Origin of the sequence: Vreelandella gomseomensis (assembly GCF_031451645.1) — a bacterium.
Lineage (GTDB): Bacteria > Pseudomonadota > Gammaproteobacteria > Pseudomonadales > Halomonadaceae > Vreelandella > Vreelandella gomseomensis.
This window is the reverse complement of record NZ_JARWAI010000005.1, coordinates 104,667-118,893: the sequence shown is the minus strand read 5'-3', so window position 1 is coordinate 118,893 and position 14,227 is coordinate 104,667. Positions and strand designations below refer to the sequence as shown.

Annotated in this window: 16 protein-coding genes; 11 read left to right on the top strand and 5 right to left on the bottom strand. The window is 58.1% G+C overall.

Translation table 11 applies throughout. From position 1 onward, the window contains the following. Positions 1-20: 20 nt before the first annotated feature. Entirely contained in the window at positions 21-668 is a 648-nt protein-coding gene (can, locus tag QC815_RS07995; protein WP_230448081.1) for a carbonate dehydratase, read from the bottom strand. A 164-nt stretch (positions 669-832) separates the two neighbouring features. On the opposite strand from can, the gene gorA reads away from it, so the two are divergent. The 4 genes from gorA (at position 833) to QC815_RS07975 (ending at position 4,809) form a co-directional block, all read left to right on the top strand. Then, positions 833-2,215, top strand: coding sequence for a glutathione-disulfide reductase (gene gorA, locus QC815_RS07990; protein WP_230448082.1), 1,383 nt, complete (start codon positions 833-835; stop codon positions 2,213-2,215). Positions 2,216-2,432: 217 nt separating this feature from the next. Beyond that, positions 2,433-3,011 carry a diaminobutyrate acetyltransferase gene (gene ectA, locus QC815_RS07985; protein WP_230448083.1) on the top strand — a complete coding sequence of 193 codons (579 nt, stop codon included), beginning with the start codon at positions 2,433-2,435 and terminating at the stop codon, positions 3,009-3,011. Positions 3,012-3,086: 75 nt separating this feature from the next. Then, entirely contained in the window at positions 3,087-4,355 is a 1,269-nt protein-coding gene (gene ectB, locus QC815_RS07980; RefSeq protein ID WP_230448084.1) for a diaminobutyrate--2-oxoglutarate transaminase, read from the top strand. Positions 4,356-4,416: 61 nt separating this feature from the next. Continuing rightward, positions 4,417-4,809 (top strand): ectoine synthase, encoded by a 393-nt coding sequence (locus QC815_RS07975; protein ID WP_027335748.1) that lies wholly within the window; start codon positions 4,417-4,419, stop codon positions 4,807-4,809. Between the two features lie 104 nt (positions 4,810-4,913). Here QC815_RS07975 and QC815_RS07970 read toward each other — a convergent pair whose 3' ends face one another. Then, complete coding sequence (locus QC815_RS07970; protein WP_230448085.1) at positions 4,914-5,453, bottom strand: DUF3833 domain-containing protein; 540 nt, start codon at positions 5,451-5,453, stop codon at positions 4,914-4,916. A 225-nt stretch (positions 5,454-5,678) separates the two neighbouring features. Between QC815_RS07970 and QC815_RS07965 the strand changes: the two genes are divergently transcribed. From QC815_RS07965 to yidD, 6 genes are read left to right on the top strand one after another with little or no spacing between them, the layout of a single operon-like run. Continuing rightward, positions 5,679-6,518: an ATP-dependent zinc protease family protein gene (locus QC815_RS07965; protein WP_230448182.1), complete on the top strand. Its 840-nt coding sequence runs from the start codon at positions 5,679-5,681 to the stop codon at positions 6,516-6,518. Between the two features lie 36 nt (positions 6,519-6,554). Further along, positions 6,555-8,078 carry an inactive transglutaminase family protein gene (locus tag QC815_RS07960; protein WP_309767969.1) on the top strand — a complete coding sequence of 508 codons (1,524 nt, stop codon included), beginning with the start codon at positions 6,555-6,557 and terminating at the stop codon, positions 8,076-8,078. After that, complete coding sequence (locus QC815_RS07955) at positions 8,075-9,073, top strand: alpha-L-glutamate ligase-like protein (protein ID WP_230448087.1); 999 nt, start codon at positions 8,075-8,077, stop codon at positions 9,071-9,073. Before QC815_RS07960 ends, QC815_RS07955 begins: the two co-directional genes overlap by 4 nt. Positions 9,074-9,122: 49 nt before the next feature. Beyond that, the gene (locus tag QC815_RS07950; protein ID WP_230448088.1) at positions 9,123-9,572 is read left to right on the top strand and encodes a transcriptional repressor; all 450 of its coding nucleotides are present in this window, start codon (positions 9,123-9,125) and stop codon (positions 9,570-9,572) included. 1 nt (position 9,573) lies between these two features. Further along, a complete protein-coding gene (gene hisI, locus QC815_RS07945; protein WP_230448089.1) occupies positions 9,574-10,044 on the top strand; it encodes a phosphoribosyl-AMP cyclohydrolase in 471 nt (156 codons plus the stop codon). Further along, positions 10,041-10,382 (top strand): membrane protein insertion efficiency factor YidD, encoded by a 342-nt coding sequence (gene yidD / locus QC815_RS07940; protein ID WP_230448090.1) that lies wholly within the window; start codon positions 10,041-10,043, stop codon positions 10,380-10,382. The genes hisI and yidD overlap by 4 nt, the downstream gene beginning before the upstream one ends. Here the strand turns inward: yidD and QC815_RS07935 are convergent. Both QC815_RS07935 and QC815_RS07930 read right to left on the bottom strand, forming a co-directional pair. Next, a complete protein-coding gene (locus tag QC815_RS07935; RefSeq protein WP_230448091.1) occupies positions 10,379-10,798 on the bottom strand; it encodes a SufE family protein in 420 nt (139 codons plus the stop codon). The two genes, yidD and QC815_RS07935, sit on opposite strands and share 4 nt — an antisense overlap. A 36-nt stretch (positions 10,799-10,834) precedes the next feature. Beyond that, a complete protein-coding gene (locus QC815_RS07930) occupies positions 10,835-11,992 on the bottom strand; it encodes a tyrosine-type recombinase/integrase (protein ID WP_230448092.1) in 1,158 nt (385 codons plus the stop codon). A 272-nt stretch (positions 11,993-12,264) separates the two neighbouring features. Here QC815_RS07930 and QC815_RS07925 point away from each other — a divergent pair, with 272 nt between their 5' ends. Further along, positions 12,265-13,305, top strand: coding sequence for a DNA-binding protein (locus QC815_RS07925; protein WP_309767964.1), 1,041 nt, complete (start codon positions 12,265-12,267; stop codon positions 13,303-13,305). 89 nt (positions 13,306-13,394) lie between these two features. Here the strand turns inward: QC815_RS07925 and nfuA are convergent, their stop codons facing one another. After that, positions 13,395-14,018 carry a Fe-S biogenesis protein NfuA gene (gene nfuA / locus QC815_RS07920; protein WP_230448094.1) on the bottom strand — a complete coding sequence of 208 codons (624 nt, stop codon included), beginning with the start codon at positions 14,016-14,018 and terminating at the stop codon, positions 13,395-13,397. Positions 14,019-14,227: the final 209 nt, after the last annotated feature.

Sequence of the window (14,227 nt, the reverse complement as noted above, 5' to 3'; positions counted from 1 at the left end):
CTGGTGAGCGGGCGCTATTTTCAGTCGTCGGGCTGCAGGCGGTCGATGCGGTACAGGGTTTCGACCTGGTCAAGCCCCTTGATGGTGCAGTTGAGGTCTTTGACGCGGCCATCAGTCAAGCCATACACCCAGCCGTGAACCGAAATCTGCTGGCCGCGCTGCCAGGCTCGTTGAAGAATCTTGGTTCGGCATAGGCTATTGACCTGGGCGATGACGTTCAGCTCACACATGCGGTCGATCTGCTCGTTCAGCGGCAGGTGCTCGAGGGTGCCGCGGTGCTGATTGTACTGTTCGCGAACCGAATGGAGCCAATAGTCGACGACGCCGCACTCGCCCCCCGTCACGGCGGCCTTGATGCCGCCGCAGCCGTAATGTCCCACTATCATGATATGGCTGACCTTGAGTACATCCACCGCAAACTGCACCACCGATAGCGCATTCATGTCGGTGTGATGGAGCAGATTGGCCACGTTGCGGTGCACGAACACCTCGCCCGGGGGAAGGGCAATGATCTGATTGGCGGGCACCCGGCTATCAGAGCAGCCAATCCACAGATAATCGGGATTTTGCTGCTCGGATAGCCGTTTGAAATAATCCGGATCTTCATTGCACATGCGTTCCGCCCATGCGCGATTATTCTCTAGTAATGTCTCAATCGGGTCGGACATTGGGTCTCCCATTACGCACGTTGCCCACCAATACAGTGGGTATATTCGTCGGGTCTGTACAGCGCGATAGCGTAACAGTCGCCGCATCCATTAGCAGGAGGAGGTTTTAACCTTCTCGCGTCATGCGGTCAACATTTGCAGTGTTGACGATACAGGAGTTTGAAATGACAGAAGTAAACGCGCACGACTACGATTTACTGGTGATTGGCGCCGGATCCGGCGGCGTACGGGCAGCACGTATGGCAGCGGCCACGGGCGCCAGGGTGGCCATTGTGGAAGACCTTTATCTGGGCGGCACCTGCGTCAACGTGGGCTGTGTCCCCAAGAAGCTTTACGCCTACGCCGCGCATTTTCATAGCGCCTTTGATGACGCCAGCGGCTTCGGCTGGCAACTGCCCGGCGAGGCGCACTTCGACTGGGCCACGCTGAGGGACAACAAGACCAGCGAGATCAAGCGTCTGAACGGTATCTATCAGCGCCTGCTGGAGACCGCTGGGGTCAATCTCTATAACGGGCGGGGGAGCCTTGAGGACGCACACACGGTACTCATTCGCAGCAAGCAGGGCGACGAGCAGCGGGTTAGCGCCGAGCGTATCCTGCTGGCCACCGGCGGATGGCCTTGGGTGCCCAATTTTCCAGGCAGCGAGCATGCCCTTAACTCCAACCAGGTTTTCGATCTCGATCGCCTACCCGAGCGGTTTTTAGTGCTCGGCGGGGGCTATATCGCCGTCGAGTTCGCCAGTATCTTCAACGGCCTGGGGAGCGACGCGCATCTTATCTACCGTGGTGACATGTTCCTGAAAGGCTTCGACAACGAAGTGCGCGACTTCACGCGTCAGGAAATGGCCCGCCAGGGCGTCAATCTTCACTTCAATACCAATATCGAGGCCATCGAGAAAACCGCGTCAGGCTATCGGGTGACGCTGACCACCGGCAATGAGATGGACGTCGATGCCGTGCTTGCCGCGACTGGGCGCAAGGCCAACGTGTCGGGACTGGGTCTTGAATCGGTCGGGCTATCGCTCAACGAGCAGGGCAAGCTGTCGGTCAATGAACGCTTTGAAACCGAGGTGCCGTCGATCCTGGCGCTCGGCGACCTCATTGATACGCCCGAACTCACGCCCGTCGCCATTGCCGAAGCCATGCTGCTGGTCGACCACCATTTCGGTAACGTTACCCCTGAACCGCTGGATTACGACCGTATTCCTACGGCCGTGTTCTGCCATCCCAACATTGGCACGGTGGGGCTTTCCGAAGAGGCGGCGCTGGAGCGATTCGGCAGCATTCGTGTCTACCGCACCGACTTCAGGGCCATGAAACACACCTTGTCAGGCAGCCAGGAACGCACCTTGATGAAGCTCGTTGTCGATGAGGCCAGCGATAGAGTGGTCGGCGCGCATATGGTCGGTGACGACGCCGGCGAGGTCATCCAGGGGATTGCCATCGCGGTGCGCGCCGGGTTGACCAAGCGCGACTTCGATAACACCGTCGGCATTCATCCGACCGGTGCTGAAGAGTTTGTCACACTGCGAACACCCGCCCGTTGAAACCGCAACGCAGGGGTGGCAAATCTTCCAGAGAAGCCGCCCCGCTTGGACTAAACTTATCTGCCAGCCGGGAAGTAATGGGCATCAATCACCCCCCATGGATACTTCTCGTATAATGAATAATTATCGAATTCAGGTGGTTGAATAACACTAATTTTGAACTGCTCATAATCAGCTGTTATAATGACCACCAAATTCGCAACAGCGAAGCATAACCATGAACACCCCAACACCGCCGTTTACGCCTTCCGCCGACTTGGCTCGACCTACCGTTGCTGACGCCGTCGTGGGTCATGCCGACACGCCGCTATACATTCGTAAACCCAATGCCGAAGACGGCTGGGGCGTCTACGAACTTATCAAGGCGTGTCCGCCGCTGGACGTGAACTCCGCTTACGCCTACCTGCTTCTGGCGACTCAGTTTCGTGATACTTGCGCCGTGGCGACCAACGAAGAAGGCGAGGTTGTCGGCTTTGTCTCTGGCTACGTCAAGGATAACGCGCCAGATACCTACTTTTTGTGGCAGGTCGCCGTGGGCGAGAAGGCCAGGGGAACCGGGTTGGCACGTCGTCTGGTTGAAGCCATCATGTCGCGCCCTGAGCTTGCCGATGTGCATCACCTTGAAACGACGATAACGCCCGACAACCAGGCCTCATGGGGCTTGTTTAAACGGCTTGCGGGGCGTTGGCAGGCTCCGCTGAACAGCCGTGAATACTTTTCCACTGAACAGCTGGGGGGCGAGCACGATCCGGAAAACCTGGTACGTATTGGCCCGTTCAATACCCACAACCTCTGAAAACGTTTTCCCGCTCGCGTTGCCTTCCTGTCTTTTTCGCTTGGCAAACTGATAAATTTTAAGGAGAGGTCGCTCATGCAGACCCAGACGCTTGAACGCATGGAATCCAATGTCCGTACCTATTCGCGTTCTTTCCCGGTGGTGTTCAGCAAAGCGCAGAACGCCCGGTTAACCGATGAAAATGGTCGTGAATACATTGATTTCCTGGCGGGTGCCGGCACGCTGAATTACGGTCACAACAACCCGCATCTCAAGCAAGCCATGATCGATTATCTGGCGACAGACGGGGTGGTTCATGGCCTGGATATGTGGACCGATGCCAAGCGCGACTATCTGGAAACGTTGGAAAACGTGATTCTCAAGCCCCGCGGTCTGGAATATAAAGTCCACTTGCCCGGGCCGACCGGCACCAACGCCGTGGAGGCTGCCATTCGCCTGGCGCGGGTGGCCAAGGGTCGTCACAACATTGTCACCTTCACCAACGGCTTTCACGGGGTGACCATGGGGGCTTTGGCCACCACCGGTAACCGCAAGTTCCGTGAAGCCACCGGCGGCATCCCGACCCAAGGCGCCAGCTTCCTGCCGTTTGATGGCTACATGGGTGAGCACGCCGACACCCTCGACTATTTCGAGAAGCTGCTGAATGACAAGTCGGGCGGCCTGGACGTGCCTGCAGGCGTCATCGTCGAAACGGTGCAAGGCGAGGGCGGTATCAACGTTGCCGGGCTGGAATGGCTCAAGCGGCTGGCCGATATCTGCAAGGCGCACGACATCCTGCTGATCATTGACGATATTCAGGCAGGCTGCGGACGCACCGGCAAGTTCTTCAGCTTTGAGCATGCAGGCATCAAGCCGGACATGATCACCAACTCAAAGTCGCTGTCAGGCTTCGGCATGCCGTTTGCCCACGTGCTGATGAAGCCCGAGCTTGATCAGTGGAAGCCAGGGCAATACAACGGCACTTTCCGTGGTTTCAACCTGGCCATGGTGACGGCCACCGCAGCCCTCAAGAAGTACTGGACCAACGATACCTTCGAGCGCGACGTGCAGCGTAAAGCACGCATCGTGGAAGAGCGCTTCAAGTCGTTAGCCACTATCCTGACAGAAAACGGCATGCCGGCGACCGAGCGTGGGCGAGGCCTGATGCGTGGCATCGACGTCGTTTCGGGCGATATTGCCGACAAGATTACCGGCATGGCGTTCGAGCATGGCTTGATCATCGAGACCAGCGGCCAGGATGGTGAAGTGATCAAATGCCTGTGTCCGCTTACCATCAGCGATGAAGACCTGCTGGAAGGGCTGGATATCCTGGAAAAATGTGTCAACGCTGTCGCTAGCCAGTAACAACGCGCTAGTATGTCATCATGGGTGGCCTGATGGAGGCCACTGCTAAAGGAGCTTGAATATGATCGTTCGCAACCTGGAAGAAGCACGCAAGTCAGACCGTCTAGTGACTGCCGAGAACGGCAACTGGGACAGCACGCGCCTGGTGCTGGCTAACGATGGCGGCAATTTCTCGTTTCACATCACCCGTATCTTTGAAGGCACCGAAACGCATATTCATTACAAGCACCACTATGAGTCCGTGTTCTGCATTGAAGGTGAAGGCGAGGTAGAAACCCTTGCCGACGGTAAAATCTGGCCGATCAAGCCGGGTGATATCTATATTCTGGACCAGCATGACGAACACCTGCTGCGTGCCCACAAGACCATGCATCTGGCATGTGTGTTCACGCCGCCGATCACGGGTAATGAAGTCCACCGTGAAGATGGCTCCTACGCGCCGGCTGACGAATAAAGCCGACGCTTGATGCCGTCAGTGTGCGAGATACAAAACAGCCTGCTGAGAAGCAGGCTGTTTTACATTGTCATCGAGCCAATCATAGGGATTGTCAGCGCTGATCAGGAATTGTCCTGTTCGAAGACTAGGGTAATCTCACCCAGGGTTAACCCAAATTTCTTCATGGCGGTTCGGTTGATCAGGCGTCCATCGGCCTGCAGGTACATCCAATCGTCCATGGTGAAGTTGATCGTTCTATCCCCGATTTCAACGTCCAGCGGGTAATTCATGTGGAAGACATGGCCATACTGGCGCGCCTCGACGGTGCCTTCAACGTCATTGGCGGTACCCACCCAGCGATGCTCGTCAACCCGCTCAAAGCGCCAGATGCGACGGTCGGTTTCGCCGTCGGCAAACGCGAAGGCTTCATCCAGCGTCAGCGTGTCGTCCTCGACGCTGCCTTCGATGGTAACGGTGAAGCGACGCTGAACCTCGCCGCTGTAATCCTGTACCATGCCCCAAGCGCGGGTCGTGCCAGAGAAATAGTCGGCGATATCCAGGCGCGGGTCGCTGTCGGCGTAATCTTCAACGTCGACACTTGAGCATCCCGCCACCAAAAGGAGTAAGAGGGCGGAGACAATCGCTAAAACAGGGGTTTTCATTGAGCATTTCCTTTATGGTCAAGTCGGCTCGTATAACCACTGTCGAGTTTATCCCAGGAGTGGCACCCGACGCCAATCGATATCTGCTGGCAATGCCTTAAGTTCGCATAATATATATTATGTTAAATAAAGGGTGTCGACAGTGAAATCATCAAGCGGTGTTGGACAATGGGTCTGACTACTCCTTATCATTCGTCTTCTTATTGTTGAAGGATATAGCGAATGATGCGCCCAGGTGTTGTATGGCTGCTGGCAGGTTTGGCGGTAATGGTGACTGGCTGTGCAGTACCAACCTCTGCGCCCGATGAGCCCCCTCCTCTTGATGAAGCCACTTTCGACATGCGGATGGACACGCTAGCGGCCCAGCTATCCCAGCAGTGCGGTGAAACCAGCGCCTTGCAGCAACGTCAACTGGATCAGCAACAGGTATTTACCGCCGATGTGCGCGAAGTGGGCAGCCTGCTTCGACACTTGCGAAGCGACGTCCAGGCGCTCGGCGCGCGCAGCGATGAGCCAGTGATTATTCGTGAGGAATGCCAGGCCGATAACGGCCTGCTGGAAGGCAAGACCCTGCTCGGTCGCAATGAATGGGTGGGCTTGCCGAGTATCGGCACCTACCTCCAGGCGCGCATCGACTCAGGCGCCAATACCTCCTCGCTGTCCGCCCGGGACATCACGCCCTTTGAGCGCGACGGAGAAGACTGGGTGCGCTTCAAGCTGGCCCTCAACGACGATGATGTGGTCGTCGACCATATCCGTGATGAGTGGATCGAGGCCCCCGTTGAACGCCGCGTGCGCATCTTGCAGGCGTCCGGGGACGACTCCCGGCCGGTGATTACACTGCTGCTGACGCTGGGGCCGCTGAGAGAAAACGTGGAATTCACTCTCAACGACCGCAGCCATCTGGATTATCCCGTTCTACTGGGGCGGCGCTTTCTGCTGGATATTGCCCTCATCGATGTGGCTGAAACCTACCGCTTTGAGCGCCCGGAGTTCCCCGGTGGCGAATCCGCTGATCAGGCCGCCGAGGACGAAGCGGCCGACGCGGACGACAGCGAAGAATAACGACGGCGACCGCCGTCACTTTTGAAAGGAATCTGAATGTCTCGGCTACCGTTTTATTTTATTGTCGGCCTTATGCTCGTCGCGGGTATCGCGATGAGCGTTCATCGCCACCTGCAGTTTGAAATACCCTGGCTGCCCGGTGAGCAACGCAAGGTCTGGGAAATCGAAGCCGTCATTACCTTCGATGCGCTGGGCGGCCCGATTCAGGTCGATCTTGCCCTGCCCACCCATCAGGCCGGTTATCGTGTGCTGACCGAGAATACCGCCTCTTCCGGCTATGGACTGGCTTATCAGGCCGGCGATACCGGACGGCGCGCCGAATGGACCATCCGCGAGGCGGAAGGCAGCCAGCAGCTCTACTACTCTGTGCAGATGCTGGTATCGCCCGATGCCCAGGCGCCGGTGCAAACGGCGCCCGAGCTGCCACCCGCCGTGGAGTGGGAAAGTCCTTTTGACTCCGCCGCTGAACAGCTTATTGACGAAGCCTGGGAGCGCAGCGCCAACAACGCCACCTTTGCCCGTGAGCTGATCCGTGATGTGAACGGCGAGCGGCAGGATGAAAATGCGCGTCTACTGCTTGGTGAGCTTGATCCGGCCCCGCTGATAATTCGCCTGCTCAATCAGGCCGAGGCAAAGGCCCGGGCGGTCAGTGGCCTATTGCTGGAAGATGGCCGCCGTCGGCAGACGCTGAGTAGCTGGATTCAGGTGTTCGACGAAAACGACGAAACCTGGTCGCTCTTCCATCCGATAACTGGCGCGCAAGGCAAGCCCGATAACCTGCTGCTCTGGGAAACCACCGGCGACGCCGTGCTCGAAGTCCAAGGCGGCACCAATTCGCGGGTCAGCTTCTCGATGTTGACGCATCACCAGCCCGCGTCGGCGGCGGTGCGTAACCACAACTCCAATGACACCCTGCTGAACTTCTCGATTCATAGTCTGCCACTTGAGGAACAGGCGCTGTTCCAGACCATCCTGCTCATCCCGATCGGCGCGCTGGTCGTGGTTTTCCTGCGGGTTTTCGTCGGCATCAAGACGTCGGGCACCTTCATGCCGGTGCTGATCGCCCTCGCCTTCATCCAGACCAGCCTGGCCACGGGGCTGATCGGCTTCCTGCTGATCGTGGCGGTGGGTCTGGTGATTCGCAACTATCTGTCGTATTTGAATTTGTTACTGGTGGCCAGGGTATCGGCGGTGATCATCACGGTGATAGGCATTATTTCGTTGTTTTCGGTACTGGCGTATCGGATGGGCTTGAATGCCGGGCTGACTATCACCTTCTTCCCGATGATCATTCTCGCCTGGACCATCGAACGGATGTCCATCCTGTGGGAGGAGGAAGGCCCCAAGCAGGTGCTGATTCAGGGCGGCGGCAGCCTGCTCACCGCGGTGATTGCCTACCTGGCCATGAACAGCCCGTGGGTGCGCCATATCACTTTCAACTTCCTGGGCGTTCAGTTCATCCTGATGGCGTTGATCCTGTTGCTGGGTAACTACACTGGCTACCGTTTGCTGGAGCTGCGTCGCTTCAAGCCCATTACCGAGGATGATAAGCCCTCATGAGCTGGCTGAGTGATTGGACATGGCCGTCACGGCTGCGCGACAAGGGCATCATCGGCATGAATCGTCGCAATATCCGCTACATTGGCCGCTATAATAGCCGGCGGCTTTACCCGCTGGTCGATGACAAACTCAAAACCAAGCTGCTCGCACAGCGCTACGGCATCACCACGCCGGCGCTGATCGGCACGGTGACCACCCAATTTGGCGTCAAGCACATCGGCGAGATGCTGGGCGGCCACCATGGCTTCGTCATCAAGCCGGCCAAGGGCAGCGGCGGAAAGGGTATTCTGGTGATTGAAAGCGTCGACGGCGACGAATTCATCAAGCCTAGCGGCGCCCGTCTCCTGGTCACCGATATTGAACGCCACGTGTCCAACATTCTGTCGGGGCTCTACTCTCTCGGCGGCTCGCCGGACGTGGCGGTGGTCGAAACGCTGATCAATTTCGATGAAAGCCTGATGGCCTACACCTACGAAGGCGTGCCCGACATCCGTGTCATTGTCTTCAAGGGGTATCCAGTCATGGCCATGATGCGGCTTTCCACGGCCGCCTCGGACGGCAAAGCCAATCTTCACCAGGGCGCTGTCGGTGTGGGGCTGAACATGGCAACGGGCGAGGCCCTGCGGGGCGTCCAGTTTGATCGCCCCTGCTATGCCCATCCGGATACCGGCCACGACCTGGCGAGCCTGAAGGTACCGCAGTGGAAAACCCTGCTGGATCTGGCGGCGGGCTGCTATGAAATGACGGGGTTGGGCTATCTGGGCACCGATATGGTGCTCGACCGTAAGCACGGCCCCATGCTGCTCGAGCTCAATGCCCGCCCTGGCCTGGCTATTCAGATGACCAACGGTGAAGGACTGCGGCGACGGCTGGACCTTATCGAACGGCAGCCCGACGGCGTCTCCGTGGAAAAGCGCGTGGCCTTTGCCCAGCACCACTTTGCTCGCACAAGCGAGTTGACGGACGCGCCTGACACGCCGCCAGCAACCGCGTAAACTTTATCTTTCAAGCGTTAACTGCGCTCACAATGTCAACGAGACCTCTATGACAAACGCCAATGCGCTGGTTCAGCAGGCTGAATCGCAATGCCATACGCGTGGCGTGCGGTTTACTCCCATCCGACGGCGGGTGCTGGAGCTGATTGCGCGGCATGGCGGCGGGCTGAAAGCCTATGACCTGCTTGATCAGCTTTCCACAGAGCACGCAGCGGCCCGGCCTCCCACGGTCTACCGCGCACTCGAGTTTCTAATCGAGCAGGGACTTGTCCATCGCATCGAGTCGCAAAATGCCTACGTTGCCTGTGCATGCCCGGAACACGCCCACGGGTTTCAACTGCTCATCTGCCGGCATTGCGGCTATGTAGAAGAACTCCACCTGGATGAAATAAGCGATCAACTGGCCGGACTGGCACAGCGCCAGGGCTTCAAGGTGGAAAGGCAAACGATCGAATTGCTGGGCCTCTGCCAGCGCTGCCAACCCCAAAGCGAGTCGTAACATGTCCTCAGTGAATCAGCAGGCGAATCAACAGCTCTTCAAGGACCTTGAAGCCGCCTCTCCATCCGACGCCCTGCCCGCATTAGCCACGGTACTCGACGCGGTGCAGTTCAATGCAGACGGCTTGCTTCCGGCCATTGCCCAGCAGCACGACACTGGCGAGGTGCTGATGATGGCGTGGATGAACCGCGAAGCGCTTGAAGAAACGCTACAAACGCATCGCGTATGTTACTACTCGCGCTCCCGGGACAAGCTGTGGCGCAAGGGAGAGTCTTCCGGCCAGCAGCAGCACCTGAAAGGCGCGTCGCTGGACTGTGACGGTGACACCCTGCTGCTCCAGGTCGAGCAGATCGGGCCTGCCTGTCACACCGGACGGCGAAGCTGCTTTTATCTGTCGCTGACGCAGGAAGACGTGTCGATCAACAGCGCACCGATCATCGATCCTGCCGATCTTTACGGCAAGCCGTCGTGAAAAGCCGCTGCCAGGCGCTGATTCGGTGGCCTCGCTGGTTGGCTAGCCACGTCTTGGTGGGGCTGGTGCGCGTCTATCAGTACACGCTAAGTCCGTTACTTGGGCCTCGCTGTCGCTTCTGGCCAAGCTGTTCGGCGTATGCCGTCGAGGCAATACAGGTTCACGGCCCGCTTAAAGGCACCTGGATGGCCATTAAACGCATACTGAAATGTCACCCCGGCAGTGAAGGCGGCATGGATCCGGTTCCCGGCGGGCGTAGCGAAGCACTTTGTCGGGAAGACGACGAAGGTGACCATCACGCTTGCCCTCGCCCCCCTTCTACGGCTACCCGCGACTAGGTCGACTGCTGAGCCACCTGGTAGATGCGCTCCAGCATCGCATTCAGCCCGTTGCTGCGCGTCGGCGAAAGGTGTTTATCCAGGCCCAGGTCCGCCATGAAATGCGGCTCGGTATGGCGGACTTCGTCCGGGGTTCGCTCGCTGTAGATACGCAGCAATACGGCAATCAACCCGGAGACAATCGCCGCATCGGACGTGGCCTTGAAGATCAGCTTGTCGCCCTGGGCTTCATGGTGCATCCAGACGTTGGACTGGCACCCCTGAATTTTCGTCTCTTCGGTTTTCCATTCGTCCGGGAAGTCGGGTAGCTGTTTGCCCATGTCGATAATGTATTGATAACGATCCATCCAGTTATCAAACATGTCGAATTCTTCGATCAGTTCCTGCTGGGCGAGTTCGGCACCTGACGTACTCATGGTAATTCCTTTAGCGTTAGGCGTGAAATATCGCCATTATAACGTGTCAGCGTCGTCTTGGGTGGCCTTGGGCGCAATCTGATGGCGCTGTTGTTCATGGTGCCACTCGATGGCTTCATTATGCAGATAGCGCGCAGTGGTATCCAGGCGCGAGTGGCGTGCGCTATCGGCCAGGTGTCGCAGGCTGATGCCCGCCTGGGCCTGATGGGTAATCGAGGTGTGGCGTAACCAATGCGGGGTGGCCTTGCGCAGCGCGGCGACATGCGCGGGATTGCCTTCGGCGGTTTGCAGCGCGTCGGCCGCCTCATTGAAGGTATCGCGTATCAGCCGGTAAAGCTGGTTGTGGCCAATGCCGCGCTGCCCGTCCAGCGCGCGAATAAGCGGTGTGTCGTCATGATGCGCGGGCATCCCATGATGACCCAGGGCGTGTCGCCACTCGATGAGACACGCTTGCATATCCGACGGTAGCGGAATGCGCGCGATCTTGCTTCCTTTGCCAACCACCGACCACCACCAACGCCCCTCGCTTTGCTGGAAATCGCCCATGCGTGCCTCGGCCATTTCACTCACTCGGGGGGCTAGCAGATAGGCAAAACCAAAGATAAACCGTCGCCGGCCGTGTTCGTAAGCTCCGCGTTCGCCCTGCCCTGCTGACTGGTTCAACCACTCCCAGAACCACTCCCACAGCTCGCGCTCCAGGTAGCGTTCAATTCGCTGTGTCTGATTGTTCAATCGGCGTGATTTATCGCGCATCAAGCGAAACGGGTTATGGCGTACCCAGCCGGCTTCGACCAGCCAGCTGTAAAGCCCCTGCAGAATAATCAGGCTTTGCCGGCGGCTGCTGGGCGAAAGCCCACCGCGAAACGGCCGCCATTGAGGATGCTGGCGTGGCTTGGTGGGCCCCACCCACTGGGCGCTTGGCTGAGGGTCGGCCAAAAACTGCTCGAAGTCGCGTAGTACCTCGCGATTGACCTGCCCAAGCGTCAACCCCTGGTGCGTCAGCCAGAGTAACAGCCGCTCGGCCTCCCGACGGTAGCATTTCCAGGTTTGTGGACTTTCCTGGTACTCGGCAAGCCACGCCGCCACCGCCTCCACGTCCGTGTTGGCGGTAATCTGTGGCAAAACCGGCGACTCGCTGAGGCTTTCCAGCGGCGATATCGCGTTGGCGATAGCTGTATGATCCCGTGTTCCCATTGGCGCCTTTCTCCTCTCTGCCTTCTGCTATTTTCCCTCTTCCCTCTTCCCTCTTTCCTCCTCCCTCATTTTCTACTTATTTATTCGATCCATTGGTTGGCGAGTGCGCTAAGTCTGCCTTGCACCACCAGTAAATTCAAGATAAGGCGGGTAATCTTGAATTTATATAGTTTAAGATAAATAAATTACATTTTACGTATTACGTAATATTGCCTCTTGAAGTGAATAGCGGCACAATCACCACCATCAACCCCCGCAACAGGAGCCTCTCCATGGCGCGCAGCGGCATTCAGTATTCCGATGTTCAGCAGGCCATCGATACGCTGCTCACCCGGGGCGATACCCCGAGCGTGCAGCGCATTCGGGAAGTGCTGGGTACCGGCAGCTACACCACCATCAGCGAGCATTTCCGCCAGTGGCGCATCGAGCGGGACAACAACCGGGACGTGCCGCCGCCCAAGGGCGTGCCCGAAGCCGTCGCCAGCCTGGCCGGCGAGCTCTGGAAAGAAGCCCTGGAGGCTGCCCAGCAGGCGCTACATCACTATCGCGAAGAAGCCGACCGACAGGTAGAGGTTGCCCGACGCGAGGCAAGCGACGCTGATCAGCGTGCCGCCAACGCGGAGCAGCGCGAATGCGCCCTGGCCGAACACCTGCGGCATACCGAAACCCGAGTGGAAGCGCTCAGCCGTGACCTTGCCGCCAGCCAATCGGACGGAGCCCACTGGCGGGCGCAGTCTGATGAAGCCCGTAGCGAAGCGGCCAAATCGCAAGAAGCCTATGAGCGGATCCAGCAGCAGCTGGCCGAACGTGAGGCAAGCCATGCCGAGCAGCTGAATCGCCAGCAGGCCGAGTGGGAGACGCGTCTGGCTCAGGAAGAGCAGCGCCACGAAGCTGCCGAAGATCGCCTGATGGGCTTGCTGGATAGTGCCCGACAGGAGCGCGCGCAGGAAGAAGCCGCTTATCAGCAGCGCTTGAAGCAGGCCGATAAGCGTAATGAGACGCTGGCTGGCGAGGTAAAAACCCTGGAGCGCACGTTGCATGAACAGCAGTTGGAGGCCCAAGCTCAACGTCAGGCGCAGACCCGCCTAGAAGAAACGCTGGAAACCCTACAGAAGCGCCTTGAGGAAGTTACCCAGCAACGCGAGGCAGCGGAAGCGTCGCTCGCCAGACAGGCACAGCAGCATGAAACACGGGAAAGCGCCTGGCAGGAACAGCTGTGGTCACGCATGGACGCCATGCAGCAACAATTGACGAACCTGCCCGCGTCGCTGTCGCATCAAAAGGAAGACGGTTCGGGCAATCAGCCGGACTAGAGGGGGGCATAAAGATAAGCTGCCAAAAGGGCTGATACAAAAAAGCCCAGCGTTTGCTGGGCTTTTTTGAGGTGTATAACCGGCAAGGATCAACGATAGTAGGCGTTGGTCGTATCCGAGTGATCGGTGACATCGCGGATGCCGGCCAGCTCGGGAATACGCTCCATCAGCGTTTTCTCGACGCCGTCCTTGAGGGTCAAGTCCACGGCCGCGCAGCCCTGACAGCCACCGCCGAAGGCAAGCACGGCCATTTTCTGCTCGGTGAGCTCAACCAGCTTGACTTCGCCGCCATGAGAGGCAAGGCCAGGATTGATTTCGCTGTACAGCACGTAGTTGACGCGGTCTTCCATCGGACTGTCGGCATTGACCTTGGGCATCTTGGCGTTGGGCGCCTTGATGGTCAGCTGGCCGCCCATACGATCGGCGTTGAAATCGACAACGGCTTCTTCCAGGAACGCCAGGCTATTCTTGTCCAGGAACACATTGATCTTGTCGAGTTCCAGCTTCTCGTCGGTGGGCTCTTCTTCCCCCGGACGGCAATAGGCCAGGCAGGTTTCCGCGTAGGGAGTCCCCGGCTGGGTAATGAAAATGCGCACGGCAATACCTTCGACGTTTTGCTTTTCCAGCAACTCTGCCAGGTAATCCTGTGCGCTATCTGTAATATCAATACCTTGGGTATCGACGTTGGTATCGGCTTCGGTAGTCTCGGTCATGAGGGGTATCTTCCTCCCGTGGCAGTGGCGTAGCCACTTCACATGTCATTTGTGTCTATGGTAAGCAAAACCGGCCGCCGACACAATCCCGACTGTTTTACTGGGCTATTCACCCTGTCTGGCCGATAATACTCCCTTTCTTTCGCCAATGCCGCCCTGCATTCGAGACAATACATTGCTGCCCCGCCTGAGTCGCTTTGTTATGATAG

What these genes read in the sequence shown, in the direction of transcription:
- can (WP_230448081.1), bottom strand. Translation starts at nt 668, where the DNA reads ATGTCCGACCCGATTGAGACATTACTAGAGAATAATCGCGCATGGGCG.
- gorA (WP_230448082.1), top strand. Translation starts at nt 833, where the DNA reads ATGACAGAAGTAAACGCGCACGACTACGATTTACTGGTGATTGGCGCC.
- ectA (WP_230448083.1), top strand. Translation starts at nt 2,433, where the DNA reads ATGAACACCCCAACACCGCCGTTTACGCCTTCCGCCGACTTGGCTCGA.
- ectB (WP_230448084.1), top strand. Translation starts at nt 3,087, where the DNA reads ATGCAGACCCAGACGCTTGAACGCATGGAATCCAATGTCCGTACCTAT.
- QC815_RS07975 (WP_027335748.1), top strand. Translation starts at nt 4,417, where the DNA reads ATGATCGTTCGCAACCTGGAAGAAGCACGCAAGTCAGACCGTCTAGTG.
- QC815_RS07970 (WP_230448085.1), bottom strand. Translation starts at nt 5,453, where the DNA reads ATGAAAACCCCTGTTTTAGCGATTGTCTCCGCCCTCTTACTCCTTTTG.
- QC815_RS07965 (WP_230448182.1), top strand. Translation starts at nt 5,679, where the DNA reads ATGCGCCCAGGTGTTGTATGGCTGCTGGCAGGTTTGGCGGTAATGGTG.
- QC815_RS07960 (WP_309767969.1), top strand. Translation starts at nt 6,555, where the DNA reads ATGTCTCGGCTACCGTTTTATTTTATTGTCGGCCTTATGCTCGTCGCG.
- QC815_RS07955 (WP_230448087.1), top strand. Translation starts at nt 8,075, where the DNA reads ATGAGCTGGCTGAGTGATTGGACATGGCCGTCACGGCTGCGCGACAAG.
- QC815_RS07950 (WP_230448088.1), top strand. Translation starts at nt 9,123, where the DNA reads ATGACAAACGCCAATGCGCTGGTTCAGCAGGCTGAATCGCAATGCCAT.
- hisI (WP_230448089.1), top strand. Translation starts at nt 9,574, where the DNA reads ATGTCCTCAGTGAATCAGCAGGCGAATCAACAGCTCTTCAAGGACCTT.
- QC815_RS07935 (WP_230448091.1), bottom strand. Translation starts at nt 10,798, where the DNA reads ATGAGTACGTCAGGTGCCGAACTCGCCCAGCAGGAACTGATCGAAGAA.
- QC815_RS07930 (WP_230448092.1), bottom strand. Translation starts at nt 11,992, where the DNA reads ATGGGAACACGGGATCATACAGCTATCGCCAACGCGATATCGCCGCTG.
- QC815_RS07925 (WP_309767964.1), top strand. Translation starts at nt 12,265, where the DNA reads ATGGCGCGCAGCGGCATTCAGTATTCCGATGTTCAGCAGGCCATCGAT.
- nfuA (WP_230448094.1), bottom strand. Translation starts at nt 14,018, where the DNA reads ATGACCGAGACTACCGAAGCCGATACCAACGTCGATACCCAAGGTATT.